The 24,612-nt window shown below is 47.8% G+C and carries 21 protein-coding genes and 1 pseudogene; 13 read left to right on the top strand and 9 right to left on the bottom strand.

The window, feature by feature from the left end; genetic code table 11:
* Positions 1-230 precede the first annotated feature (230 nt).
* Both CRN96_RS05565 and CRN96_RS05560 read right to left on the bottom strand, forming a co-directional pair.
* Positions 231-1,016 (bottom strand): cytochrome c oxidase assembly protein, encoded by a 786-nt coding sequence (locus CRN96_RS05565; RefSeq protein WP_097039981.1) that lies wholly within the window; start codon positions 1,014-1,016, stop codon positions 231-233.
* Positions 1,017-1,019: 3 nt separating this feature from the next.
* The gene (locus CRN96_RS05560) at positions 1,020-1,493 is read right to left on the bottom strand and encodes a DUF2243 domain-containing protein (RefSeq protein WP_097039979.1); all 474 of its coding nucleotides are present in this window, start codon (positions 1,491-1,493) and stop codon (positions 1,020-1,022) included.
* Between the two features lie 234 nt (positions 1,494-1,727).
* Between CRN96_RS05560 and CRN96_RS05555 the strand changes: the two genes are divergently transcribed.
* Complete coding sequence (locus tag CRN96_RS05555) at positions 1,728-2,840, top strand: YsnF/AvaK domain-containing protein (protein ID WP_179647121.1); 1,113 nt, start codon at positions 1,728-1,730, stop codon at positions 2,838-2,840.
* A gap of 45 nt (positions 2,841-2,885) precedes the next feature.
* On the opposite strand, the gene ybaK is transcribed toward CRN96_RS05555, so the two are convergent.
* Positions 2,886-3,368: a Cys-tRNA(Pro) deacylase gene (ybaK, locus tag CRN96_RS05550; RefSeq protein WP_097039975.1), complete on the bottom strand. Its 483-nt coding sequence runs from the start codon at positions 3,366-3,368 to the stop codon at positions 2,886-2,888.
* Between the two features lie 161 nt (positions 3,369-3,529).
* Between ybaK and CRN96_RS05545 the strand changes: the two genes are divergently transcribed.
* From CRN96_RS05545 to CRN96_RS05535, 3 genes are all read left to right on the top strand, one after another.
* Positions 3,530-3,757: a hypothetical protein gene (locus CRN96_RS05545; RefSeq protein ID WP_097039974.1), complete on the top strand. Its 228-nt coding sequence runs from the start codon at positions 3,530-3,532 to the stop codon at positions 3,755-3,757.
* 16 nt (positions 3,758-3,773) lie between these two features.
* Positions 3,774-4,073, top strand: coding sequence for a spore coat protein (locus tag CRN96_RS05540; protein WP_097039972.1), 300 nt, complete (start codon positions 3,774-3,776; stop codon positions 4,071-4,073).
* 115 nt (positions 4,074-4,188) lie between these two features.
* A complete protein-coding gene (locus tag CRN96_RS05535) occupies positions 4,189-4,845 on the top strand; it encodes a carboxymuconolactone decarboxylase family protein (protein ID WP_097039971.1) in 657 nt (218 codons plus the stop codon).
* A gap of 350 nt (positions 4,846-5,195) precedes the next feature.
* Here the strand turns inward: CRN96_RS05535 and CRN96_RS05530 are convergent, their stop codons facing one another.
* Complete coding sequence (locus CRN96_RS05530) at positions 5,196-6,497, bottom strand: acetamidase/formamidase family protein (protein WP_097039969.1); 1,302 nt, start codon at positions 6,495-6,497, stop codon at positions 5,196-5,198.
* A 166-nt stretch (positions 6,498-6,663) separates the two neighbouring features.
* Between CRN96_RS05530 and CRN96_RS05525 the strand changes: the two genes are divergently transcribed.
* Positions 6,664-7,830: a M20 metallopeptidase family protein gene (locus tag CRN96_RS05525; protein ID WP_179647120.1), complete on the top strand. Its 1,167-nt coding sequence runs from the start codon at positions 6,664-6,666 to the stop codon at positions 7,828-7,830.
* Between the two features lie 71 nt (positions 7,831-7,901).
* Here the strand turns inward: CRN96_RS05525 and CRN96_RS05520 are convergent, their stop codons facing one another.
* Positions 7,902-8,537: a TetR/AcrR family transcriptional regulator gene (locus CRN96_RS05520; protein ID WP_097039965.1), complete on the bottom strand. Its 636-nt coding sequence runs from the start codon at positions 8,535-8,537 to the stop codon at positions 7,902-7,904.
* Between the two features lie 176 nt (positions 8,538-8,713).
* Here CRN96_RS05520 and CRN96_RS05515 point away from each other — a divergent pair, with 176 nt between their 5' ends.
* The 3 genes and pseudogenes from CRN96_RS05515 to CRN96_RS05505 all read left to right on the top strand — a co-directional run bounded on the left by CRN96_RS05515 (position 8,714) and on the right by CRN96_RS05505 (position 11,042).
* Positions 8,714-9,472: an SDR family NAD(P)-dependent oxidoreductase gene (locus CRN96_RS05515; protein WP_097039963.1), complete on the top strand. Its 759-nt coding sequence runs from the start codon at positions 8,714-8,716 to the stop codon at positions 9,470-9,472.
* A 55-nt stretch (positions 9,473-9,527) separates the two neighbouring features.
* Positions 9,528-10,297, top strand: a pseudogene (locus CRN96_RS05510) (SDR family NAD(P)-dependent oxidoreductase).
* Positions 10,298-10,319: 22 nt separating this feature from the next.
* Positions 10,320-11,042: an NADPH-dependent F420 reductase gene (locus tag CRN96_RS05505; protein WP_097039961.1), complete on the top strand. Its 723-nt coding sequence runs from the start codon at positions 10,320-10,322 to the stop codon at positions 11,040-11,042.
* 107 nt (positions 11,043-11,149) lie between these two features.
* Here the strand turns inward: CRN96_RS05505 and CRN96_RS05500 are convergent, their stop codons facing one another.
* Complete coding sequence (locus CRN96_RS05500; protein WP_097039959.1) at positions 11,150-12,214, bottom strand: YkvI family membrane protein; 1,065 nt, start codon at positions 12,212-12,214, stop codon at positions 11,150-11,152.
* Positions 12,215-12,494: 280 nt separating this feature from the next.
* Between CRN96_RS05500 and CRN96_RS05495 the strand changes: the two genes are divergently transcribed.
* Both CRN96_RS05495 and CRN96_RS05490 read left to right on the top strand, forming a co-directional pair.
* Positions 12,495-13,859, top strand: coding sequence for a YjiH family protein (locus CRN96_RS05495; protein ID WP_097039957.1), 1,365 nt, complete (start codon positions 12,495-12,497; stop codon positions 13,857-13,859).
* A 27-nt stretch (positions 13,860-13,886) separates the two neighbouring features.
* Positions 13,887-14,858: a C-terminal binding protein gene (locus CRN96_RS05490; protein ID WP_097039955.1), complete on the top strand. Its 972-nt coding sequence runs from the start codon at positions 13,887-13,889 to the stop codon at positions 14,856-14,858.
* Positions 14,859-14,939: 81 nt separating this feature from the next.
* Here the strand turns inward: CRN96_RS05490 and CRN96_RS05485 are convergent, their stop codons facing one another.
* Both CRN96_RS05485 and CRN96_RS05480 read right to left on the bottom strand, forming a co-directional pair.
* Complete coding sequence (locus CRN96_RS05485; RefSeq protein ID WP_097040359.1) at positions 14,940-16,175, bottom strand: hemolysin family protein; 1,236 nt, start codon at positions 16,173-16,175, stop codon at positions 14,940-14,942.
* Between the two features lie 216 nt (positions 16,176-16,391).
* Entirely contained in the window at positions 16,392-17,819 is a 1,428-nt protein-coding gene (locus tag CRN96_RS05480; RefSeq protein WP_097039953.1) for a sodium:solute symporter family protein, read from the bottom strand.
* Positions 17,820-18,451: 632 nt separating this feature from the next.
* On the opposite strand from CRN96_RS05480, the gene CRN96_RS05470 reads away from it, so the two are divergent.
* The 3 genes from CRN96_RS05470 to CRN96_RS05460 are packed head-to-tail and all read left to right on the top strand — an operon-like array spanning position 18,452 to position 22,889.
* A complete protein-coding gene (locus tag CRN96_RS05470) occupies positions 18,452-19,951 on the top strand; it encodes a sodium:solute symporter family protein (protein WP_097039949.1) in 1,500 nt (499 codons plus the stop codon).
* Positions 19,952-20,009: 58 nt separating this feature from the next.
* On the top strand, positions 20,010-21,614 hold the full coding sequence (locus CRN96_RS05465) for an amidohydrolase (RefSeq protein ID WP_097039947.1): 1,605 nt from the start codon (positions 20,010-20,012) through the stop codon (positions 21,612-21,614).
* 42 nt (positions 21,615-21,656) lie between these two features.
* Positions 21,657-22,889, top strand: coding sequence for a Zn-dependent hydrolase (locus CRN96_RS05460; protein ID WP_097039945.1), 1,233 nt, complete (start codon positions 21,657-21,659; stop codon positions 22,887-22,889).
* Positions 22,890-22,974: 85 nt separating this feature from the next.
* Here CRN96_RS05460 and CRN96_RS05455 read toward each other — a convergent pair whose 3' ends face one another.
* The gene (locus CRN96_RS05455; protein ID WP_097039942.1) at positions 22,975-24,606 is read right to left on the bottom strand and encodes a PucR family transcriptional regulator; all 1,632 of its coding nucleotides are present in this window, start codon (positions 24,604-24,606) and stop codon (positions 22,975-22,977) included.
* Positions 24,607-24,612 lie beyond the last annotated feature (6 nt).

The raw sequence follows: 24,612 nt of genomic DNA, 5'->3' as shown, positions 1-24,612 counted from the left end.
CAAATTTTCAGATAACGTCAATGTAATAATACCATAAAGTGGATATGAGGGGAAGGGTGTTGCGGATTTCGGCAGATATCGAGAAGCAGTTGTTGATTCCAGCACATGCTCGCGGGGTGCACGAGAACGTGATAGACTTCCAGCGCATGTTCGCGGAGCGCACGAGCATGTGATGGGCCACTCAATATAATAAATATCTCCCCCCAACAAAAAACCTGAACGGATTCCGTTCAGGTTTTTGCCATTTCAGCGCCAGTTTCAGATCCACGTTCCGGGGTCTCCTTCTTATACCAGTGGTAGCAGAGGATGATGATCAATACCAAATCCACCACGTCTCCGCCGTAATACATCACCATGGCGCCTGTCCGGCCTTCGCCGGTCGGGACGCCCGGCGGCGGGCTCTGGTAGATCAGCTTCGACAGTGCCTTATGGAAGCCGAGTGCCGCCACGAGTGCGACCGCCCTGTACCAGTAGGCATGTCTGTGTGAAGTGATGTCCACATAGATGATGCTGATGGTGAATAAGTATCCCGCAAGGAACACATGCAGGTGGACGATGATGAAAAGAATCATGCTTTCATGCATCCACACATATAAGTCCGTCATATAAATCAGGAACAGTCCGCCGATGTTCAAAACGGATGCGGTGAACGGATTGGTGATGAATCTGCCGTAGGCGCTGTTCAGCACGCGGCTGACAATCCGCGCATCCTCGGTCGGCAGCGCCCGCAGAAGCAGGGTCATCGGTTTACTGTAGACGAGGAATATCGGCGCAAGCATCCCGAGCAGCAGATGGCCGTACATATGGGCGATGAAGTTTTCATGCGCAGCATCACCGAGCGGCCCGACGAAGGCGCTGGCGGCGGTGACGAGCCCTAAGATCCATAAAAACGGCCGTCTCACCGGCCATCTTCCGAATTTGCGGTTCGAGACGCGCATCGCCATCAGGTAGCCGAGGGTCAGGATAACGGCCGTGACGACGACAGCATCCTGTATCGCATGGAAATGATCGTGCATCTTTTAATCCCCCTGAACCGCGGGGTCATTCTTCCTGACCCTGTACCACAGGAATCCACCGATTGCGAGCAGCAGGATGGCTGATGAAATCCATGCGATATCATAAGGCAGCAGATCCACGTTGTAACGGATCTGGTGGATGCGCAGCACCTTATGACTCACGATCCCGTCAAAAAGCTGGAAGGCACCCATCCCCAAAAACAGCCCGGCAGCCCACCTGACGGTGGAGTAAGTATGGATTCTGACCACATGGGCAAATAAAAATATCCCTGCGACGATGGCGAACAGAGCGAATGAATTCAACAGGCCGTCTGAGAAGATCCCGAACTGGGTCGTATCGAAGTCGAAGAAATGATGCCACTGGAGCAGCTGGTGAAAAATGATTTCATCAACCAGCGCCATTACACCGATCCCGATCAGCACCCCGGAGGTCATGATTTTGCGTCTCGCAGACACCGAACTCTTTTTTCCCTTCATTATAAACAACACCCCTCCATTGTCTATGTATATTACATACAGTACCCTTAAACACTGTTGAAATAACGGGCATCCATGATTTTTATTTTTCAGAGCATGTGTTTATAAAGCTGTTTCATGGGTAAATATGAACTACATGCGAAAGACATTCGCTGTTGTTTAATGATGAAAACATGAATATGAATTAAAAATTTGAGTCTGAAATTTATAATCATCAAAATGGAGGTATTTATCATGCGGAAGATAGAAACATTTGCAACTGAAGAAGAACTGCTGAGAAGGATAGAGCAGCTTAGGGCGGATGGTGTCACTGAAGACATGATGACCGTCGTGGGCAACGAAGGCACTACGACCGATGCATTGAATGATACGGGCGTGAACTACCGTTCCGCCGACGGCAGTGCATGGGATAAGATCGCATCATGGTTCAGCGATGATCAGCCGGAGGACCGGGTGATGGATGACCTCGGCCTCACAAAAGATGAAGAGAATACGTTCATGAATGCACTGGACAGGGGCGAACTGCTGCTGTATGTCAACAACCGTACGACGGATGACGCCTATTATGCAGGCAATGACGGTTCTTTCGAAAAGGATGACGCTGCACCGGGTGCTGTGCCTCCTGCTGAAGATGCAAGGCGTCAGGATAACTTCGACAACCGTACAGTGACGGAAGACGCCGCACCGGGCAAGAGCGAACAGTTCGTACCGGAAACGCACAGGGAAGATCCTTTGAATGAAAGAGGTGCCGATTACGGCATCGATGAACCTGTCCGTGATGACAACTACAGCTATGACGATAATAATATAACGGAGGATGAGAGAATGAGAAACGATAAATTTATTACTGATGAAGAAAGACGTAAACATGATAATTTCGGTGTGACGGATGATGAGTGGAACAGACTTTCCGATGAAGAGCGGATTGAGCTCAGGGAAGAACGTCTGAGAGTGGATAAGGAAAACGTGAAAACCGGCGAAGTCCATGTGGATAAGCATGTGGAAACAGAGCATCAGGAAATTGATGTACCGGTCGAGCGTGATGAAGTGACGATTGAAAGACGTCCTGTCGAAGGCGAGCGGAGAACCGGTTCCATGGATGAGCGGATTGAAGACAATGATTCCATCCACATCCCTGTATCCGAAGAGCGCGTGAACGTCGAGAAGGAAAATGTGGTCGACGAAGAAGTCGTCGTCCGTAAGAATAAAGTCCAGGATACGGAGCACATCTCTGAAGATGTCCGCCATGAGGAAGTCGATATTGAAGAGACGACCAACACGGACCGCGAAACCCGTAACCGTGATGAAGTGAACCGTAGAGACAGAACTGACAGAGACAGAATATAATTTGAATACAAAAGCCGGACAAATTTTGTCCGGCTTTTTCATGTCCTAAGTGATGTCGGCATACTCACCTTCCGTGATCCTGATGAGATCATCCGGTGTCACTTCCACCTGCATGCCCCTTTTGCCTGCGGATACGACGATCGTATCAAGGTCTGCCGCAGATGAGGCCAGAAAAGTCGGGAAGGATTTCTTCATCCCGACCGGTGAACAGCCGCCGCGGACGTATCCGGTCGTCTTCTCAAGCGCATCAATGTCGAGCATATCCACTTTCTTGTTCCCGCTCACTTCAGCGAGCTTCTTCAAATCAAGCTTGGTCCCTGACGGTATGCAGGCGACGATTTCCCCGGTATTGCTGCCGGTTGCGACCATGGTCTTATAGATTTTATGGAACGGCATGCCGGTCTCATCTGCATCATTCTGGGCTTTTTCATTATCATCATTCCACGCATATTGATGGACATTGTAGCCGATGCCGTGATTTTCGAGCTGCCGCATCGCATTCGTCTTCTGTATCTTCTTTTTCTTCATGGAAGCACCCCCTTCGATATTCCATCGGTTTTATTTTAACACAGGCAGATTTTCCTGCCCGGAATAAAGTTTCGGGGGAAGCGCAATTCAGTTGTTTATTTTGTGCCGTTTCGGGGAAGCTGTTTATAGAGCAATCCAGAATATTTGAAAGGGGAAAAGGAATGGCTAAGAAATCGAATAAGAAAAAGACCGAAACCGCGAAAAAACCGGACCTTGCAGTCCATGAGACACTTGAGCTGCATGAGGTGCTGACGGTGAAGCAGGCGGCATACCTTAAAGCGAACATGATGGAAGAAATCGCCAAAGACGAGGACTTGAAGCAGATCATCCGCAAAGATGCGAGGAATTCGAAAAAAGCGATCAAAGAAATTCAGGAACTTTTACCTTAAGGAAGGGGCAGTATAGATGGACTTGATTAAAGAACTCGATAAATCAGGAGAAAATAAAGACCAGATCATCGCAACTGAGCTGCTCGTGACGGCGAAGGCGGCGGTGCGCACGTATGCCGTGGCACTCACTGAAACGGCATCCCCCGAAGTCAGGGATGTGCTGAAGCGCCAGCTGAAGCAGGCGATCGACCAGCATGGAAGAATTGCCGACTACATGATGGAGAACAACATGTACTATGCGCATAATATCGACAAGCAGCTCGAACTCGACAAGAAGAAAGTGAAGACCGCGAAGAAGCTGGTCAAAGATAAATAACACCGGAGGCCCCGAGCCTTTCCGGTTGTGTCCGGACATCCCTTTGGATATCATATCCTTTAGGGATGTTTTTATATTCTGAAAATTAAATGATGGAATTACAGGAGGCACTAACATGACACAGGAAAGTTTATATGAAAAAGGCAACATCAAAAGGTTATCGGAATTCGCAAAACTCGCACCCGATGCGTTCAAAAGCTTCGCAGCATTTGACAAGGCAGCGGTCGCTGACGGCGTGATTCCGAGACGGACGAAGGAACTGATCGCAGTTGCGGTGGCACACGTCACAGGATGCCCGTACTGCATCGACATCCATGTCAATGCGGCAAAAGAACTGAATGTATCAAAAGAGGAGATCGCTGAAGCGGTCATGGTGGCGACCGGCCTGAAGGCGGGCTCTGCGATGGCACACGGCGTGAACGCACTCCAGGCCTACGACGGCAACAACGACGGCGACTTGTATGAGAAGTCCAACATCGACCGCCTCGGTGAGTTCGCAAAACTCGCACCGGACGCATTCAGGGCATTTGCACAGCTCGATAAAGAAGCGGTGAAGCCCGGCAAGATCTCCGGGAAGGATAAAGAGCTCATCGCCGTTGCGGTGGCGCACGTCACGGGATGCCCGTACTGCATCGAGATACATACCGCCAATGCGAAGAAGCTTGATGTGACAAAAGAGGAGATGGCGGAAGCGATCCTCGTCGGCGCAGCACTGAAAGCAGGCTCCGCGATGGCACACGGTGTCAACGCACTGAACGCATTCGACGAATAATATAGTGATGAAATCCGGACAGGGTCCCCTGTCCGGATTTTTTTGCGGAAACGTGATGGGAATAAAGAACCCGCGGCTTCCGTCCGGATATCTCCTGTGTAATAGGACAGACGCAAAGAGTTCCCAGGTGCCGTCCGGATAGCTTACTAAAAATCAGACGGAGGCAAAGACTTCTCCGCCTCCATCCGTTTTCTCCGCTGATTTCCTGACAGCCTGCGGTGGCGGGTGAGCGCCGTCTGGATCTGAGTCCGGATTCCGAATGGAGCCGCTCTCGCCATCAGAAGTGTCCTTTATTCAATAAGAAAAACGGATGGAAATCCCACAAAGGGGAAATCCATCCGTCTGATGACTTAAGCATAATGCCGCTTCGTCAGCTGATCGAGCCTGATCCTCCGGAGCATCTCCTTCGGCACAAGGAAAGTCACGGTGACGACGCCCGGATTCCGGCCAATGTCGATCGAGCCGGTGATCGTCGCGCGGTTCATCACTTCCGGCACTTCTATATCCAACAGTTTCGCTGCGCGCTCAAGCCCATTCTGGGTGGCATCGTTCAATGTCGCACCGGTGCCGATGAAGGACAGCGGATAAGATTCCTCGATCCGCTCGACGCCCCATTGTTCAGCGAGCATCTGGGCTTTTTCCATTTCCTCCTCCGTATACGGTTTTGCGACCGCGGGCAGATCTTCCTTCAACGGCAGAAGTATCGGCCCCTCGACCTTCAAATCTTTGATGACGCTCACGCTGAGATCGACGACACCGGCGACATCGGTCGTATGCCCCGCGATTTCACCGTTCCCCTGCATGGCGTGCATATCACCGAGGTAGACGCCGCCGCCCGGGACTTTGACCGGGCAGATCAGGACCGTGCCTTCACGTACCCTGTTGATGTCCATATGGCCATCCGTCCGATCTTCAAGTTCTTCGACGGTCTTCACATAGTCATGCGGCGCATCGAGCAGGAACTGCCCGAAGTCCCCGGCATTATGGGAGTCCGGGAAAGGGCTAGCAGGCGTCGTGCCGAGCTGGCCGAGAAACGGGATGACCCGGGCGACCGCACCGACGATATCGTGCGGGGCGAATGTGACGACCGGGTTCTGGATGGAATTTTCCGGCGTGCACATGTAATCCTTCGATTTATGCGCGATCCGTTCCGCCGCTTCCCGGTTCAGGGCGATGCCGAGCGACCGCTCCTTGTTGAAGGCCATCGTATAGGCATTGGTGAAAGTGAACGGCGTGACATCTTCATCACATTCCGCGCACCGGACGGCACCCTGGCCGATTCCTTTAATGACGGTCTTCGGGTTTTTAGCTCCGCAGTTCGGACATATGCCTGCGACGAACGGGTCGCCCGTGAATCTGCCTTCCATCGGACGGTCATGTCCGGAAGCGGTCGCGATGGATGTCACGCGGATCGAGTTGATCTTGATCGCGATCGCATCACCGACTTCAGCCCCTTCGACATAGACCGGCCGGGTGACCTCATGGCCGCCTTTCAATTCCGGGGTGATCATCGGACCCCAACAGCCCGGTGCCGTATTGGCGACGATCGTGCCGTTGTTTTTGACATGATAAGACATTTCAATATTCGGGTCGAGTGTGCCATCGGTGAACTGGTCGACGTAAACGGTTTGCTTGAAATCATGGTTACTCATTCTTATCAGCTCCTCTTATCTTTCATTATATTCCAAAAACCCCTGTAAATCATCAATGAACGACGCTCCGGTGGGAATTTCAAGGTTTAACATATGCTCAATCGGTTACAGTAATACTAGACGACATCATTTCAATAAATCGCATAGTAAGGAAAGGATTGAAAACATGTCTGTAAAAGAAGAAGTGATCGATAAGCATCTTGATCATATCGTCAACTTCAGAAGACGGCTGCATAAAAAGCCGGAACTGAGCTTCAAGGAATTCGAGACGACTGATATGATAGTGAACGGACTTGAGGATACGAAAATAAAATTTTACGAGTTGAGTGAGGATACCGGTGCAATCGGCGTGCTGGAAAAGGACCCGGATTATGAATATGTCGGCGTGAGGGCGGACATCGATGCGCTGCCGATCGAAGAGGAGACGGACCTTGAATTCAAATCTGAAATCGACGGCAGGATGCATGCATGCGGACATGATATCCATTCAAGCATCCTTTACGGCTTCGCCAAAGTCATCGATGAATTATATGACGATCTTAAATACAATATCGTCTTCATATTCCAGCCGGCGGAAGAGATACTGAAAGGTGCCAAATACATCAAGGAAGAACTGAAGCGCCTGGAAGTGCCCGTCGATAAAATCGTCATGTACCACACGTGGCCGAACTTGAATGAAGGACTCGTCGGTTACAGGGATGAGCAGTTCTGTGCCGGTGCCCAGAGCTTCAACGTCAAGCTGAAGGCAAAAGGCGGACACGCCGCACACCCGCATAAGACGGCGGACCCGGTGTATCTGGCTGCGGACATCATCCACTTTATCCAGGCAATCGTATCGAGGTACAACAACCCGGCAACGCCCCTCGTCATGACGATCGGGCAGATCCACGCCGGTGAAAGGAATAACGTAATCCCCGACGTATGTACATTCGGCGGAACGATGAGGAGCTTCTCCGAGGAATCCATCAAGGACGCACGGGAAATCATGGAGAAGTACATTAAAGAAGTCACTGCCATGGTCGGGGCGGATTATGAAATCGAATTTAAGAACTACTGCCCGCCACTCATCAACACCCCTGAAGTCGTGGAGGAATTCGTCAACGCAGGTGAGGATGAATCCGTCTATCACAAACTGAAGGAACCATCCATGGGATCGGAAGACTTCTCCTTCTATCTGGACGAATATGTCGGTGCAGCATTCCGCATCGGCACACGCATGGAAGACGTGGAGGAAAGCGGCTATTCACTCCACAGCCCGGAAATCATATTTTCTGAGAAAAGCATCAGGACAGGAATAAAAGCTCTCGTCGACTTTACGACGAGAGCGGGGTAGAGGCATTCAAAAACACAAAATCCTCAATAATAAGAAACGGACGACACCATTCTGATGAGTGTCGTCCATTTTCATTTCTGCTGATCTTCATCAAGGTTGTGACCATTAAAATGCAAGGCAATCACTTTATCGGTATAAAATGAGGTCAATTGTTCATTCATGACTTCTGTTGAAAATATGAAGTCACTTTTGATCCAGTATTTTAGAACGCCGACAGTAGCGTGCAGCTGGAAGCTGAGGAAAAGTTCGTATTCGGTTTCCCCGGTGTCCGATTCACGCTCTACATAAATCTCTTTACTGAACAGATTCCATAAGAAGGACTCAAGGCGTCTGTAGATATCCTGATCACCTTCAATAAGATCCAGGGCTTTAAACAATTTTTTGTTCGCTTCAATATATTCAAATATAAGTTCATTGGAAGGGATGACCCCATCCACAAGAACTTTATCCATATCTTTGTACGGCTGCCTGATGGACTGGTGTATACCTCCGATGGCATCCTCATATAATGCTTCCAGTAAATCTGATTTATTCTGGTAATGGATATAGAAAGTGCCCCTGTTGAAATCGGCCCTGTCGGTGATTTCGCTGACAGTGATGGCATCGGCACCGTCGTTTTCCAGAATAAGATCTACAAAAGCGCTTTTCAGCAACTGTTCTGTCAATTGCTTCTTTTTCATCTGTCGATTTATATCATTCAGCTCCAATCGGTTTTCCTCCGTTTATACACATATATGGTAAACAAAGCGGCTCTGTTTGTCGAGTGCTCAACACATCCATCACCCCTGCTTATTGAGGGTGTGATTGATAATAACTATCATTATATATGAAAGCATTATCAAAGTTTCCATCAAATGCATCACAGTATACAGGAGGAATAATAATGGGACTATTAGACGGCAAAGTAGCGATAATCACCGGCGGAGCGAAAGGCATGGGAGAGTTTCATTCCAGAAAACTTGCTGAAGAAGGTGCGAAAGTTGTAATCGGGGATCTTGATGCGGAAAACGGAGAAAGAGTGGCAAAAGAAATCGGCGGCGATCAGGCTGTCTTTGCCGAGTTGGATGTTACAGATCCGGACAGCTGGGAGAGAGTGGTACAAGAGGCTAAAGAAGCGTTTGGAACCATTGATATATTGGTGAATAATGCAGGACTTGCAGGTGCAATTACCGGACTTCTGGATATAGAAGAGGACTTGTATAAAAAGATAATCGACATTAACCAGAATGGCATATTCTATGGCATGAGGGCAGTTCTGCCGACGATGATCGAAAAGAATGAAGGCTCCATCATAAACATATCTTCACTTGCGGGATTGAGGCATGACATTACAGTCAACCCGGCTTATACGGCATCAAAATTTGCGATCAGAGGACTCACGAAACAGGCAGCATATGAATTTGCGGATAAAAATATCAGGGTGAATGCCGTTCTTCCGGGAGCGATACTCACACCAATGGCGGAAGCCACACTCACTAAGGAACAAATTGATGATGTGTCTCAAAACCTGCTTCCAATGCAGCGTTTTGCACAGCCGGAAGAAGTTTCCGAAGTCATTGTATTTTTAGCTTCTGATAAAGCAAGCTATGTCAGTGGATCGGACTATGTGGTGGATGGTGCAAGAGCCACTATAAATAAGTGATTTAAGCGAAGGTATATAGAGTATTCAAAAAATCTCATATAATGGAGGAAATGAAATGGCGAGATTAGATGGAAAAGTTGCAATCATTACAGGTGCGGCAGGCGGCATGGGCCTGACGATGGCCCAGGTGTTTGCCAAAGAGGGTGCCAAAGTTGTCGCTGCGGATATTCAGGATGAACTTCTTCAGGAAGGCGTGGAGGGCATCAAAGCTCATGGCGGTGATGCGATTGCTGTAAAGGTGGATGTTTCTTCATCTGAGGAATGGAAAAATGTCGTCGATGAAGCTGTTGAAAAATACGGCAAGGTCGACGTACTGGTGAATAATGCCGCCATTCAGATTGGGAAAAATGTCAAAGAAGCGACATTGGATGAGTGGAATAAAGTTCTTACAATCAATGCGACCAGTGTATTCCTCGGCATGCAGACGGTCATACCCGAGATGCAGAAAATGGTAGGGGATCGATCATCAATATGTCGTCGATTGGGGGCATCGTCGGTGGTGCGCCTGACGGTCATGATGTGGCATACAGTGCTTCGAAAGGCGCAGTGCGGTCAATGACCAAGCACGCTGCAAAAATATTGGCGGAAGATAAGATCCGTGTGAATTCCGTACACCCGGGTGTGATCAATACGCCTATGGTTGAGAAATCATTCGAGGAATACCCGGAACTGAAGGAAACCGTAAAAGCGAACTTCCCGCTGCCACCGCATACAGGTGAGCCTGAAGATCTCGCATATATGGTGGTGTTCCTGGCTTCCGATGAATCGAAGTTTGCCACAGGCAGTGAATTCGTCATTGACGGCGGCGCAACATCGACAAGGTAAAAGATTATCAGGAGGAACAGAAATGAAGTTTGGAATAATGGGTGCAGGACCGATTGGGTCCAATATTTCTAAAAAATTAGTTGAAAAGGGTCATGATGTGAAAATTGCGGATGTCCGTAATATACAGCGTCTGGAAGGTAAAGATTTTGCGGGGACGGCTGTGGAAGTGGAGGATGTCACCACAGATATTGATGTACTGATCATTTCACTCCCACTCCATGTGATTCCGGATATTCGGGGAATCGTAAATAATGCCGATGAAGACATCATAGTCATTGATACATCCAATTATTATCCTTTCCGTGACGGTGAGATCACCGAACTTGAGCAGGGGAAGGTGGAGAGCATCTGGGTTGCAGAACAGCTCGGGCGCCCAATCATCAAGGCATTCAGCAATATGGTCGCCCATACTTTGGAATCCAAAGGAAAACCGGAAGGGGCAGAGGACCGTATTGCCATGACGGTGGCTGGTGATGATCTGTCGCAGAAGAAGATTGTCATGGATCTGGTGGATGAACTCGGCTTCGATACGGTGGACAGCGGCAGTCTGGAGGAATCCTGGAGACAGCAGCCGGGGACGCCTGCATACTGCACGGAGCTGACAAAAGAAGAGCTGACTGAAGCATTGGAAAAGGCAGATAAAGAGAGAGCACCTCTGCTCAGGGACAAAGTGATTGAAAACTTCCCGGCTGATGCGACGCATGATGATGTCGTAGAACTTAACAGGAAAGTTTATAAATCCTAAGTCGCAACAGACTCTCAAACCCACAATAATACCCTCTGAAATATATATTTCAGAGGGTATTTTATTATAAAAAATCAAGTTTAAAAGTCACTTTGTTCATTAGAAGGTCAGAGCAATGCCTGCTCGGTCCGACCCCTCGTCCTGATGACATTGACGAGGAGTCCTGCAAGGAGGACAAATCCTACATAGCCCTGCAGCGGGTATACGGTGTTCACAAGTTCGGTGAATCCTATGAAGCTGAGTGAGAACGCAGCGATGCTTAAAATAACGACGCCGATCTTGAAATTCCTTGTATCTGCCTGGATGAAGCGTGCGCCGACGGTGTAGAGGCACGGGACTGCCGTGCTCAGTATCATCCCGAACAGGGCGAGGCCCATCAGTGCGCCGAGCACCGGATGGAACTGGTCTGCAAGCAGCAGCATCGGCATTTCCGCATACTGCAGCACATCGATGTTCGCATACACCGCAAGGTTGATGATCAGCGCGATGAGTCCGAGGACGATGCCGCCGAGGACTGCGCCGCGCTTGGCGGAGACTTTATCCTTTTCATTCGCCCCGATCATCATCATGATGCCGAAGGCGATGACGATGTTGAACGATACATGGAGCAGCGCGCTCAGGAACCAATGGGGTGAAGCGGCGAGCTGCTGTGTCGCGACACTTTCAAGCGTCGCAATGTCCGTACTGCTCGTTGTGACAGAGTAAATTGCGATGATGATGACGAGCAGGAATGCGAACGGTGTGATCCAGCTGATGACCGTGACGATCCTGTTGAGACCGAGCGTCATCACGAGCATCACAAGCAGCGTCAAAACAATGTTGCCAATGATTGCCGGAATCCCGAACTGCTGTGAGACGAGTGAGCCCGCCCCCGCGACCATCACGACCGCGACGCCGAATAAAAAGAATACGATCAGAATATCTATGACCGGGCCGATGTATCTGCCCGTAATATGATAGAGTGCCCGCTTATGGGATGTCGCTTTCAATTTATCCCCGAGCACTATCAAGTAGTATCCAAGCAGGGGATAGAGGATCATCGTGATGATTGCACCGATGGTGCCGATCCATCCCGAGCTCGTAAAGAATTGGAGGACTTCCTGTCCTGAAGCATAGCCGGCCCCGATGATGGCTCCGATGTAGACGCCGGCAACTCTTAAGGTGTTCTTCATTTTACACTCTCCTGAAAGATTGGACTTGATGATATGAAATGATCCGGGGGGTGAAAATAATGATTGACACCGCTTACAATATATATGAAGATAAATTTACACCCGGTAAACTTCATACTTATCCATGTTAACGCACCTGTAAAAACTTAACAAGTTCATCCACATTTCGCCGATGCTGAAAAACCTCTTTACATATCCATTATAAATAATGTATAATTATTAAGTATTTTTAATAAAATTGAATAAAATCATGTCCCACATAAGAACGGAGGTCTTCATTATGAACGAACCTGATAAAAATCCCGCAGACAGCAGGATCACCACGAAAAGTCTGCTGAGGTTCCTGCTGCCTTCATTGTTCGGCATACTCATCTTCCTGGTGCCGATCACTGATGCGGATGGCAACTTCAACATACTGCTCGGCGTCATCACTGAATTCTTCATCGATTTATTCGCTGATTTCCTGCCGACCGTCATCACGCTCGTCATCATCGTTTCAACTGTATTATCCGTCATTACATATTTCTTCAAGCCAAATTTCATCACCTCGTCGCGGATGCTGAATTCGCTCTTTAATACGAATCTGCTCTGGCTCATAGTTAGGGTCATCGGTATGGTCGTCATCCTGATGACGTACTTTCAGACCGGGATTGAAGCGGTGTACTCCGATGTGACCGGCGGGACGATGCTCGGCCTTCTCACGACTTTGATCATGTGGTTCCTTGTTGCATCGTTCCTGATGCCGTACCTGATCAACTTCGGCATCATGGAATTCACGGGCACACTGCTCAGAAAACTGATCAAGCCGCTGTTCACGCTGCCCGGCAGGTCTGCGATCGACCTGCTTGCTTCATGGATCGGCAACGTCAACGTCGGTGTCGTGCTGACCCGTGAACAGTACGGGCGCGGCTTCTACACGGGGAGGGAAGCGGTCGCGATCGCGACGAACTTCTCGGCGGTATCACTGCCGTTCTGTCTGGTCATTGCGCGCATGCTGGAAGTGGACCATGTCTTCCCGCTGCTTTATCTGACGATCGTCATCACAGGCATCATCTGTGCGATCATCATCCCGAGGATCCCGCCGATTTCAAGGATACCTGACACTTTCGCAGTGGAGAACCATTACACTGAGACGGTGCCTGAAAACAAATCTGTATTCAAATGGGCGCTTGAGCAGGGTGTGGACCGCGCTGCAAAGTCCGGTTCGTTCAAGCAACAGCTGAAGCAGGGTTATGAAGTATTTGTGGACATCTCGTTCGTCCTGATTCCTCAGGTCATGGCGATCGGTACGATCGCTTTGATCATTGCCGAATTCACGCCTGTCTTCAATATCATTTCTCAGCCGATGGTGTATGTGCTGGAGTTCCTGCGCATCCCTGAGGCCGAAGCTGCAGCACCGGCGACGATCACAGGATTCATCGACATGTTCATCCCGGCCGTGCTCGCCACGGGCATTGAAGCGGAAATTACACGCTTCTTCATCGCAGCACTGTCACTCGTGCAGATCATCTATCTGACCGAGATGGCGACGCTGATCATCATTTCGAAAATGCCGGCGAACTTCTGGACGCTGCTGCTCATATTCATTGAAAGGACGATCATCGCGATGCCGATCATTGCGATCATTGCACACATCATCTATTAAGCATCTTCAGAGCAGGGAGGAAAAATCGTGATCAAAGTTCTACGCACCTATGATTTTCCGGGTGCACTTGAAATTGAAAAAGAAATCTTCGGTGATATGATGGAAATCATTGAAGCACCGTCATCCACCGAGGAAGAGCTGATTGAAAACTGCGAGGGTGCCGATGCGGTGATATGCGAATACGAACCGTTCACGAAACGGGTCATCGATGCACTGCCGAATCTGAAACTCATCGCCTTTGGCACAATCGGCTTCAATTACGCAGATGTCGATTATGCAAGATCGAAAGGCATCGCGGTCTCTCACATATCCAAATACTGCATCAAGGAAGTCGCGGATTACACGATCGGCATGATGCTGAACCTGAACAGCCGGCTTCATTCGTTTCACCGTCTCGTCAAAGAGGACAGGAAGTGGGACTTCGAAGCTTTCCCGGGGATACACCGCTTTGATACTCAGACGGTCGGGCTTCTCGGCTTCGGGAATATCCCGAGGCTTGTTGCAGAAAGGTTGAAGCCTTTCGGGGTCAGGGTCATCGCCTACGACCCGTTTGTGGACAAAGAGGAAGTGAAACGTCAGTATGGCGTGGATATCGTGCCTCTTGATGAAGTGCTTAAGGAATCAGATATTTTAAGCCTCCATCTGCCGGTCAATAAAGACACCGGACAGACCCTCAACGACTCGACCATCGCCAGGATGAAAGACGGCGTCATGCTGATCAATTCAGCAAGGGGCCAGCTGGTCGATGAATCAGCGGTGGTGAAGGGGATTGAATCGGGGAAGATCGGTTATTATGCAGCCGATGTGCTGGCGGAGGAAGACCCTGACCTTGAGACGCACCCTTTCATGCAGCATGACAACATCATTCTCACCCCGCATATTGCGTTCTATTCTGAAGAAGCGGTGAGGGAAGCCTCCATTGAGACGGCAATGAACGTCAAACATTTTTTCGAAGGCAATTATAAGGACGCACAGATTGTGAACGGCGTGCACCTCTGAACAAAACTAAATAATTCAATACAAAAAAATAAGCACCCAAGTTTAAAATACTTGGGTGCTTATTGCGTCATTCAATAAATTTTATTTCACTTCCACAAGCTGCCTCGTTATTTTAACCATATGGATCCTTCTGTCACCCACTTCGAGTATCTCGAAGACGAGGCCTTCAGTTTCCAGTGTCTCACCGGTCTCGGGCAGGTAGCCGAGCTCGCCGAGTATGAAGCCGGCGAGGTTGTCATCTTCATCGGGGATATCCCCATCGAGCATGTTGTTCAGCTGGTGAAGCGGGATTTTGCTGTCGCAGATGATTTCATCGTCGGTGTGTTTCTTGACCATGACGCCGTCCACGTCGGTTTCATCCCTGATTTCCCGGCCGATCATGGTTTCGATCAGTTCCTCGTGGGTGAGGATCCCTTCCGTGCCGCCGTACTCGTCGAGTACGATTGCGAGGTGTTTATTCTCCTGGAGCATCCGTTTGAAGACCACGTCGACCGGCTGGAACTCATATACGGTCAGCGGGTCGAGGTCGGAGAAGTCCGTGATGGCTTTCTCCGGCTGATCGGACCATGCGACGAAGAATTTCGTATGGAAGACGCCGATCATGTTGTCCAGGTCACCGTCGTAGACAGGGTAGCGGCTGTACCTTGAGTGAAGCATGACTTTCTTTGCATCCTCGTAGGATATATCCGCGCTGAGTGCGTCGACCTCCGTCCGGGGCGTCTGCAGGATATCCGCAACATTCAGGTCCGGGAAATCGAGCACGCCTTTCAGGCTGTACACTTCATCATTTTCAAAAGTACCTTCAGTATGGCCGATGTCGACCATCGCACGCATGTCCGACCTTGAAATCGTCAGTTCCCGGCCGTCATCTTTTCCAAGGAGCTTGATTGTCGTCTTGGTGATCAGGTTAAGCAGGAATATGAATGGTCTGAGAACGAAGAGTATGGCCATCGTCGGATAATAGACGATATGGGAAATCCTTTCGGGGAAAGCGGCTGCCACTGATTTCGGCAGGACTTCTGCGAAAATGATGATGAGAACGGTGAGGATCGCGGTCGTGATGCCGATGTTCCAGCCGTATTCAATCGCAACGATGGTGACGAGCGACGGCAGGACGATGTTCGGCAGGTTGTTTGCGATGAGGATGCCCGGGATGAAGATTGTCGGGTTGTTGACGAGCTTCAAAAGACGCTCGGATTTTTTATCGCCGCTTCGGGCTTTCATCTGCAGCTTCATCTCGTTGGTGGCGGTGAGTGCCGTCTCACTGCCGGAGAAGTAGCTGGAAGCGATGAATAAAAGAATTATTGCTATGAACAAAACTGTCAAAATGATTCACCTTTTTATAATTAGTTATTTTATGGGTCTGTGTTTAATGTGCAGGATATATTATACAGACTCCCGCCTCTATATGCCCGTATATACGTACCGGGAAACTGACAAATTCAGGCATATATGTACAAAAAGTGTCGGGGAGGGCCGGGAATCCAATAAAAAAGACAGACCGCTTCGGGTCTGTCCATATTAGGGTGATATTCAGCTGTGTGTTGTAATCGGCTCCCTCTGTTTCGTCAGGGCAGTCACGACGAGCAGTGTGATGAGTGACAGCGGCAGCCCGACGAATATCGGGTGCAGTCCGAAAGGGTGCCCCAGGATCTGCCAGATGACGGCTGTGATGAGGCCGCCCCACATGGCTGCAAGGCCAGCGGATTTCGTGACCCGCTTCCAGAAGAGGCCGAGCATGATAGGTGCGAGCAGGCCGGAGACTGTCATCGCCGTCCCGGTCACCATCAGGTTGACGAGTCCGGGGATCGACAGCGCCAGGACAAGCGCCACGACGGAGACGATTAGGACGGATATCCTGCTCCAGATCAGCATCTTCTTATCATTCTGATCCGTGACGAGCGGTCTGATCAAATCATTGATCACTGAGGAGGATCCCGCCAGAAGGAAGGAGTCCGCACTCGATATGACCGCTGCGAGTAATACGACAATCATCACAACGACCAAAGCGAACGGGAATACATCTCCGATGACACCGTAGTAGATGAGCACCGGATCGATGTTCTCGATTCCGAGGCCGTAACGGCTGAGTACACCGATGCCGATTGCAATCGCTCCAATTGCGACGGCGATGATCATGGAGATCAGGTAGCCGTTGCCCGCCGTCTTCAAATCATCAGCCGCCCATACACGCTGCCAGAGATCCTGGCGGACGAACTGGAATACAGCCAAAGTCAGCAGGTATATGAGGATTTCACCCGACGTGATGTTCATCACACTGAGCATATCCCCTTCACCTGCGGCATTGGCATTCGCTGCGATATCCCCCCAGCCGCCTGCGAATGCGAGCACCGTCACGAACAGCACGACCACACCGATCGTCAAGATCGTCCCGTGGATGACGTCCTGCCAGATGACCATCTTCAATCCGCCGAAGTAGGTCTTGAGCGTAAGCAGTACCCAGCCGATGAAGACGCCGAGGATGAAGTCGATTCCGAGCGTGAGGTTCAGGATCGTTGCGATCGCCACAAACTGCATGCCGGTCATTGCACAGTATGAGAATAAAATGCTGATGACCGTCGGTATGCGCGCCGCTTCGCCGTAGCGGAGGGCGGTGTAGTCACCGATCGTCACCATCTTATGCTCCTCACCGAGCTGCCTGATCCGCTTGAGCAGGAACGCGGCAAAGATGAGTATGCATAAGAACATCGTGATATGTATCCACTGCTGGCCCATCCCGAGGCTGTAGCCATTCTCCATATAACCGAGCAGCGTCGATCCGCCGACGCCCGTCCCGATGAATGTCAGTATGATCGGCCAGAACGAGACCGATCGGCCGGCGACGTTGTAGTCTTCATATGTCTTCGTTTTCCGGTTCAAGTATATGGCTGATACAAACAGGAAAATGAAGTAGGCGAAGACGATGACCGCCAATAAAATTCTTTCATCTGCATTGAACATGTAACAAATTCACCCCTGTAAAGTTAAATTCACGGACCGGCCCTAAAGCTTTCAAAATCATTATGTATGTGCCGGCCCGTGATGACCTTTTTTATTTTAACATACAACTCATATCCATGGACTATGAAATGATGCCTCTCCACTATCAATATGATACTTCTTGAAATCAAGTGAGATAAGATAAATTGATAGTATAGTCTAAGGTTGTTAATAACAACAAAATATCATTGAATCTTGCAATTTTTTTGGATGTATAGTAAAAATCATAAAAGTCATCCTTTAACATTCTGTTAAATGTAAGGGTTTTCAATTATTGTTACTCTTATTATTGTCAGACTAATTCAAAAATTTCGGGAAGGAAAACTACATCATGAAGTCAAAATCAATCATTCATCTAAAAGGAGAGAAACTGTAATGAAGGCGACCTTCAAATTACCAAAAACAAAAAAAGGGTGGGTAAGCTTAGGCTTGGTAGTATTTACATTATTACTGGGCATATGGCCGGTTATTCATCTGTTCAACCAGGATATATTAATATTTGGCATGCCATTACTCATGTTATGGTCAATAGTCATAATCATAATGACGACATCTGTAATGATGATTATAAATAAGATTGGCGGTGTAGAGTGATGTATGAATACATACCATTAGCAATCACACTCTCGTACGTCATCATCGCTATATTGCTGGGTTACTTTTCCGGACAAGGAAAGAATATGGACAACGTGGAAGAATGGGGCGTAGGCAGCAGAAGTATGGGGCCGATCATGATGTATCTGCTGATCGGCGCAGGAGGTGTCAGTGCTTACACATTCATGGGTTCTCCGGGCTGGGCATACTCTAAGGGGGCACCTGCATTATATGTGGTCGTTTATCTGACTTATATGGCATTTCTGGCATGGTATTTCGGTCCCAAAGTATGGGAGCTCGGTAAGAAATACAGGCACGTTACACAATCAGCAGCTATAACAGACCGTTATGAAAGCAGGGCTCTAGGCGGCCTGGCCGGAATAGTCACCTCGATCGGCATACTGGCCTATGCAATTATTCAGACGACAGGTGCCGCATACATTTTGAATGTAATGAGCTTCGGTGCCATCCCTATTTGGGTTGGTGTGTTTATATCGCTGGGTGCGATTTCAATTTACCTTTACAGGAGTGGCCTGAAGGCTATAGGTGTAACCAACGCTTTTCAAGGCGCTCTGATGCTTTTTGTATCCTTCTTCATCGGGCTTTGGGCTACTCAACAATTTACGGGTGGATTTTCAATAGCCCCTATCTTTGAACGTGTTAAAGAAGACATACCACAGTTTCTTACTCTTCCGGGTGCGCTGGGAGATATGAATGTTACTTTTTGGACGACATCCATTTTAATCTCCTTCTTTTCGATTTGGCAGACTCACTGGATTCAGTGGATGGGTGCGAATTCCAAACAGTCGATAAGAAGATCGGCAACCATGTTGCCAACATTCTACCTGGTACTCGTACCGATGATTATAGTTGGAGTTATAGGTATTTTCATGTATCCAGACATTGGCAATCCTGACCATGTAGCGATTCAATTGGCTGTTGATACCATGCCTGTCCTTGTGGCAGGGCTGCTTGGTGCTGGAACGCTTGCGGCTTCGATGTCTTCGAGTGAACCCTGTATCCATGCTACTGCACTGACTTACAGTAAAGATGTGTTGCAGCCTATTTTAAATTGGAGTGATGAAGTGGCGGGGAGAGCAACAAGAAGACTGATTTTCCCAATTATGGTACTCATCATCGCACCGATATCGATTATGCAGCCTGCGAGTCTCGTTTATATATTACTGATAGGATATGGATTCATAGCACAAGCTTTCCCGTCCATCGTGGGTATCTTTTTATGGCCGAGAGCGACTAAACAGGGCGCTTTCTGGGGATTATTCGGTGGATTCATAATCACGGTGATCTTCTCCTTCATCATTGTGCATCCTTTAGATATCCACGCAGGCATCTGGGGACTGATTGCCAACGGCATCATCTTCGTCATAGTTTCATTAATGACTCAACCTGCTTCCAGGGAGACCATTGAACGTTTCTTCCCTGAAATGATGGACGAGTTATATGAAGAGGAGGATAAGGCCGCTTCGACTGTGAAGTAAAGTCCCATCGATATTACGTATTAAAACTAAATATCAAATAAATCAGAGGTGCATTAAAATGGATGATCAAATTCTTTTCTTGAATGGAGAAGTTATAACAGTTAACAATAATGATGATGTGGTCGAAGCGGTAGCTGTAAAAGGAGGGAAAATCACAGCAGCCGGTTCGAACGGAGACATACTAGCTTTGAAGAATGATGCAAGCAAAGTAATTGATTTAGAAGGGAAAACTTTAATGCCGGGGTTCATTGACCCTCATTTGCATATTTCCATGTATGGGACGAATACGATATCAATATCCTGTAAGAGCGAAAGTGTGATATCGCTGGATGATCTGATGGCAAAGCTCCGGGAGGAAGTGGAAAGTACTTCCAGAAATCACTGGATCAGAGCATGGGGATATAATGAAACGCTTATTGAAGACCGACGCTTCCCTACGATAGAGGAATTGGATGAAGTCTCAAGAGATCACCCAATCATTATCACGAGGACTTGCGGCCATATCTCAACTGTAAACAGCAGGGCATTGGAAATCGCCGGTATAAATGATGACACCCCTGACCCCGATGGGGGAAAGATTGAAAGGGATGAAGAAGGTAAGGCCACAGGGTTGCTGTTGGAAAATGCGCATATGGAGATGTTTAATATAGCAGCTTTTTCCAAAGAAGAGCTTTCCCGTGCACATGAGGTCGCATCTGCGCACTTCTCAGCAAAGGGGATCACATCAATTCATGATGCCGGAGGATATGGCTTGAGCAATATAAACGCTCTGCAGACGGATTCAAAAAACGGTGTCATCAAGCAAAGGGTATATGTGATGGTCGGCGCACTCTATGACGCCCAAAGTGTCGTGAAGCATATGGTGGCCGCCGGAATCTATACCGGACTTGGAGATCCGAAGTTCAGAATCGGACCCGTCAAGCTTTTTCTTGACGGCAGCAGCAGCGGGCCGACGGTCTGGAGCCGGGAAGGGTATACGAGCGACCCTGAAAATCACGGCATACATTATTTCTCACAGGAAGAAGTAGATGAATTATTCATCCCCGCTCATAAGAATGGCTGGCAAATAACAGCGCATGCTCAAGGGGACGCAGCGATCGATATGCTCCTGAATACAATTGAAGAAGCGAACCGTGTCCACCCGAGGGAAGAAGCAAGACATAGGATAGAGCATGCGGGCATCGCCGCACCCGACCTCATCAGGCGTATGAAAGAGCAGAATGTGATACCGATACCCAATCCGGCATTTTTATATGAGTATGGGGAAAGTTATGTGAAGAATTATGGGGAAAGGGCAGATTACATGTATCCAATGGGCGACTATCAGAGAAGCGGCATACCTGCTGCAATAGCATCCGATAGTCCTGTGACGGACTATGACCCGATGCGTGGGCTACATGCTGCGGTCACGCGGGAATCCAACGCAGGCAACGTGATCGGAGAAGATAAGAGAGTCTCCCTACTTGAAGCGATCCGCATGTATACGCTGAATGGTGCATACGCCTCCTTTGAGGAAGATATCAAAGGGAGCCTTGAACCGGGCAAGGTGGCGGACTTGATAATTCTAGACCGGTCCATCATGAATTGTGACACCGAGGCTTTACCTGAAGTCCAGGTGGAGTACACGATGATAGACGGTGAAGTGGTCTATTCCGGATCGTGACTTCAATCGTCAAGTGAAAAATCAATCTTTAAGGAGGATTATATGAATACTCAAACGCCGCTGATTAATGAAGAACGGCTGCAAGAAACTATTGAAGACTTTGCAGATTTTGGAAGAACCAAAAACGGAGGGGTAACAAGATTGGCCCTCTCTGAAGAGGATATTAATGCTAGAGCGCATTTCAAGGCTCTGTGCGAAGGATCCGGTATGACAGTCAAATGGGATGACATGGGTAATATGTATGCGAGGCTGGACGGGCTTGAAAATAACCGGCCTCCGCTTGTGATCGGATCGCATTTGGACTCAGTGGAGAAAGGTGGTAAATTTGATGGTACCCTCGGTGTGGTAGCAGGATTGGAAATTGTGAGGACATTGAGGGAAAATGACATTACACCGAGAATACCTATAGTTGTCATGAATGTCACAAATGAAGAAGGTGCAAGATTTGAGCCTTCCATGATGTCTTCCGGGGTGTTGTCCGGTTGGTTTGATAAATCTGAAATAATGCAATCCAAGGATGCTCAGGGGACTTCATTTGCAGAGGCACTTCGGAACAGCGGATATGAAGGCTCAGAGGAGAACAGATTGAAAGAGGCACAGTGTTTTCTGGAACTACATATCGAACAGGGGCCGGTCCTTGAGAATGAGCATCTTTCCATCGGAGTCGTTGAAGCGGTGATGGGAATGGTCTGTTATCAATTTGAGGTGACGGGGATATCCAATCATGCAGGAACAACACCGATGAAATATAGGAAAGATGCATTATTTGCAACTAATAACCTGATTACGGAAATGCGTCAGGAAATGGATAAACTGGATGAGAGTCTTGTATATACTGTGGGAAGAATGAATCTGACCCCGAACATCCATACGGTCATTCCTAATAAGGTTATATTCACGTTGGAAGCCAGACATCAGGATATGGAGATAATCAGACAGGTGGAGAAAATCATTCAAAGTCTCCAAAATACTCAAGAGAAAGATGGATGTCATATCAAAGCGGATAAACTATGGGGTAGGAAGACCGTTCGTTTTGATAAAGATTGTATCAATTTAATTGAGGAATCAGCTGAAAAGATGGGCTATTCTTATAAGCGTATGGTGAGCGGCGCGGGGCACGATGCCCAATTCATGGCTGCGAATATGCCGACTTCAATGATTTTTGTCCCTAGTAAAAACGGCATCAGTCATTCTGAAGAGGAATTTACGAGCACTGAGGATTTGGTGAAAGGAGTCAATGTACTTTTGCAGGCGACAATCAGTCTGATAAAATAAGTTAAGAATCATAAAGGTCGAAAGCATAGTGCTTTTGACCTTTTTTCATGCTTCTATAACTTGAAGCCTTTATGTGGGAGCACTATTATTTTGAGCTCATATCACCCAATAGCCTGTGTGCATTGATGGCGAGCTCTATTGCCTGTCGGTTGACTGGCTCCATGAATTGTTCACCCAACAACTCTTTTATCTTTTCCAGACGATAATAAAGGGTTTGCCGGACGATGTAGAGGCGTTCAGATGTCTCTTTTTTGGAACCCATCGTTTCCAAGTAAATTGACAGGGTCAAAAGTAAGTTGTTGTTGTTCGTCCTTTTCTCGAAATCCAATAATGGTCCTAAATAAGCAGAGACGAAGGATTCCAATTCACTTTTATCCAGTTTCATCAGAAGGCGATAAACACCTAGGTCTTCGTAGAATAAAACGTCTTCGAGCACTTCTAAATGCTTTAAACGCAGGACCTCATTCGCCTCTTTATAACACTTGGATAATTTGGAGTAATCTTTGTTCAGGCTGCTGGCGCTAATGTGACATTCTTCACCATTAAATATATTCTTTTCATGTGTTTTTCGGATTGCATCAGTGACAAGGTTGAAACTATGATCTTTTTCTGTAGTCTGCTGATTTTCATAAAATGATGATATTACGGTGATGGAGTTGATGGTTACTGATATAGCGGTTCTGAAACCAAAATTTTTGAATAAATTTCTTAAAATGATTGCTTGAGTTAATTTGATTTCCTCCCAATCCTCCGGCCTAATTTCATCGTCTATATTTCTTTTTTCAATAATCACCACTCTGTAGTAAAGGTTTTCAGAAGGGTAGGGAAGGAATTTCTGGGCTCGAGAGGGGTCGAAAGATTCTTCATGCATTAGCTTCTTTACTATATCCCCCTCCTGGTTCTGCTTTCTTTCTTCTATCGTTTGATTTCGCAGGAGGATCTGCGCAACTGCCAGAGTAGCCCTGTCCAGTATGGAGTATGAGAACTCATCTATGGCCTCTGCTTCTTCCTGGAAATATAAAGTGCCCCAGGAATGACCAAGTCCTTTAATCGGAAATATGGAATAGTTCCTTTTATCCAACGTCAGCGATGTATAGGGTTGTATTTCCATATTGGTATCAATGAGGGAGTGGATATATTCAGCATGCTTTTTAACTTTCAACGGATAGTAATAGAGTTTTTTCTCATCTGTAATAAGTATGACGGTTTTTTGAAAATAGTTATGAACTTTTTTGAGTATTTTTATAATACCATTTGGTTCCAGTGAGAGTTCATTAAATTCTTTCGAGAGCAGATGAAGGTGCTCAAGCTGTGTGTGATGGCTGTTTATGATCAAAGTATGCAAGTCCTGTGTGATATCCACGAACTTCACTGTCTTTTTGAATATGATGATTGGAAATGTGTGTTGATCAGCTAGTTCTAATATTTCAGGATCCACTTTTGTAACATGTGGACCAAGCTCGAGGCAAATACCTGTAACACCGCTTTCGATTAATATTTTGATTTTCGACATTCCGTGAGGTGAGTTGAAGTCAATGTTTGATCCTGTGGTTAAAATTAACTCCCCGCCATTAATGAACGAATCGAATGATTTCATCTCTAAAATATGAGTCCACTTTATCTCACGGTTAAGACCTTTTTTTCCTGCAATAAGTTCAGCATCCATAAATAATTCGCGTCGCAAAATGTCCTCAACAGTAACTTTAAAATTTTCCATTTCCTG

Origin of the sequence: Salinicoccus kekensis (assembly GCF_900220995.1) — a bacterium.
Classification (GTDB): Bacteria; Bacillota; Bacilli; order Staphylococcales; family Salinicoccaceae; genus Lacicoccus; species Lacicoccus kekensis.
The sequence above is the reverse complement of the archived record's forward strand: the minus strand, read 5'-3'. Positions and strand labels throughout refer to the sequence as shown.

Bases quoted from the DNA above. Each gene is read 5' to 3' on its own strand.
- CRN96_RS05565 (WP_097039981.1), bottom strand. From the start codon at position 1,016: ATGCACGATCATTTCCATGCGATACAGGATGCTGTCGTCGTCACGGCC.
- CRN96_RS05560 (WP_097039979.1), bottom strand. From the start codon at position 1,493: ATGAAGGGAAAAAAGAGTTCGGTGTCTGCGAGACGCAAAATCATGACC.
- CRN96_RS05555 (WP_179647121.1), top strand. From the start codon at position 1,728: ATGCGGAAGATAGAAACATTTGCAACTGAAGAAGAACTGCTGAGAAGG.
- ybaK (WP_097039975.1), bottom strand. From the start codon at position 3,368: ATGAAGAAAAAGAAGATACAGAAGACGAATGCGATGCGGCAGCTCGAA.
- CRN96_RS05545 (WP_097039974.1), top strand. From the start codon at position 3,530: ATGGCTAAGAAATCGAATAAGAAAAAGACCGAAACCGCGAAAAAACCG.
- CRN96_RS05540 (WP_097039972.1), top strand. From the start codon at position 3,774: ATGGACTTGATTAAAGAACTCGATAAATCAGGAGAAAATAAAGACCAG.
- CRN96_RS05535 (WP_097039971.1), top strand. From the start codon at position 4,189: ATGACACAGGAAAGTTTATATGAAAAAGGCAACATCAAAAGGTTATCG.
- CRN96_RS05530 (WP_097039969.1), bottom strand. From the start codon at position 6,497: ATGAGTAACCATGATTTCAAGCAAACCGTTTACGTCGACCAGTTCACC.
- CRN96_RS05525 (WP_179647120.1), top strand. From the start codon at position 6,664: ATGTCTGTAAAAGAAGAAGTGATCGATAAGCATCTTGATCATATCGTC.
- CRN96_RS05515 (WP_097039963.1), top strand. From the start codon at position 8,714: ATGGGACTATTAGACGGCAAAGTAGCGATAATCACCGGCGGAGCGAAA.
- CRN96_RS05505 (WP_097039961.1), top strand. From the start codon at position 10,320: ATGAAGTTTGGAATAATGGGTGCAGGACCGATTGGGTCCAATATTTCT.
- CRN96_RS05500 (WP_097039959.1), bottom strand. From the start codon at position 12,214: ATGAAGAACACCTTAAGAGTTGCCGGCGTCTACATCGGAGCCATCATC.
- CRN96_RS05495 (WP_097039957.1), top strand. From the start codon at position 12,495: ATGAACGAACCTGATAAAAATCCCGCAGACAGCAGGATCACCACGAAA.
- CRN96_RS05480 (WP_097039953.1), bottom strand. From the start codon at position 17,819: ATGTTCAATGCAGATGAAAGAATTTTATTGGCGGTCATCGTCTTCGCC.
- CRN96_RS05470 (WP_097039949.1), top strand. From the start codon at position 18,452: ATGTATGAATACATACCATTAGCAATCACACTCTCGTACGTCATCATC.
- CRN96_RS05465 (WP_097039947.1), top strand. From the start codon at position 20,010: ATGGATGATCAAATTCTTTTCTTGAATGGAGAAGTTATAACAGTTAAC.
- CRN96_RS05460 (WP_097039945.1), top strand. From the start codon at position 21,657: ATGAATACTCAAACGCCGCTGATTAATGAAGAACGGCTGCAAGAAACT.
- CRN96_RS05455 (WP_097039942.1), bottom strand. From the start codon at position 24,606: ATGGAAAATTTTAAAGTTACTGTTGAGGACATTTTGCGACGCGAATTA.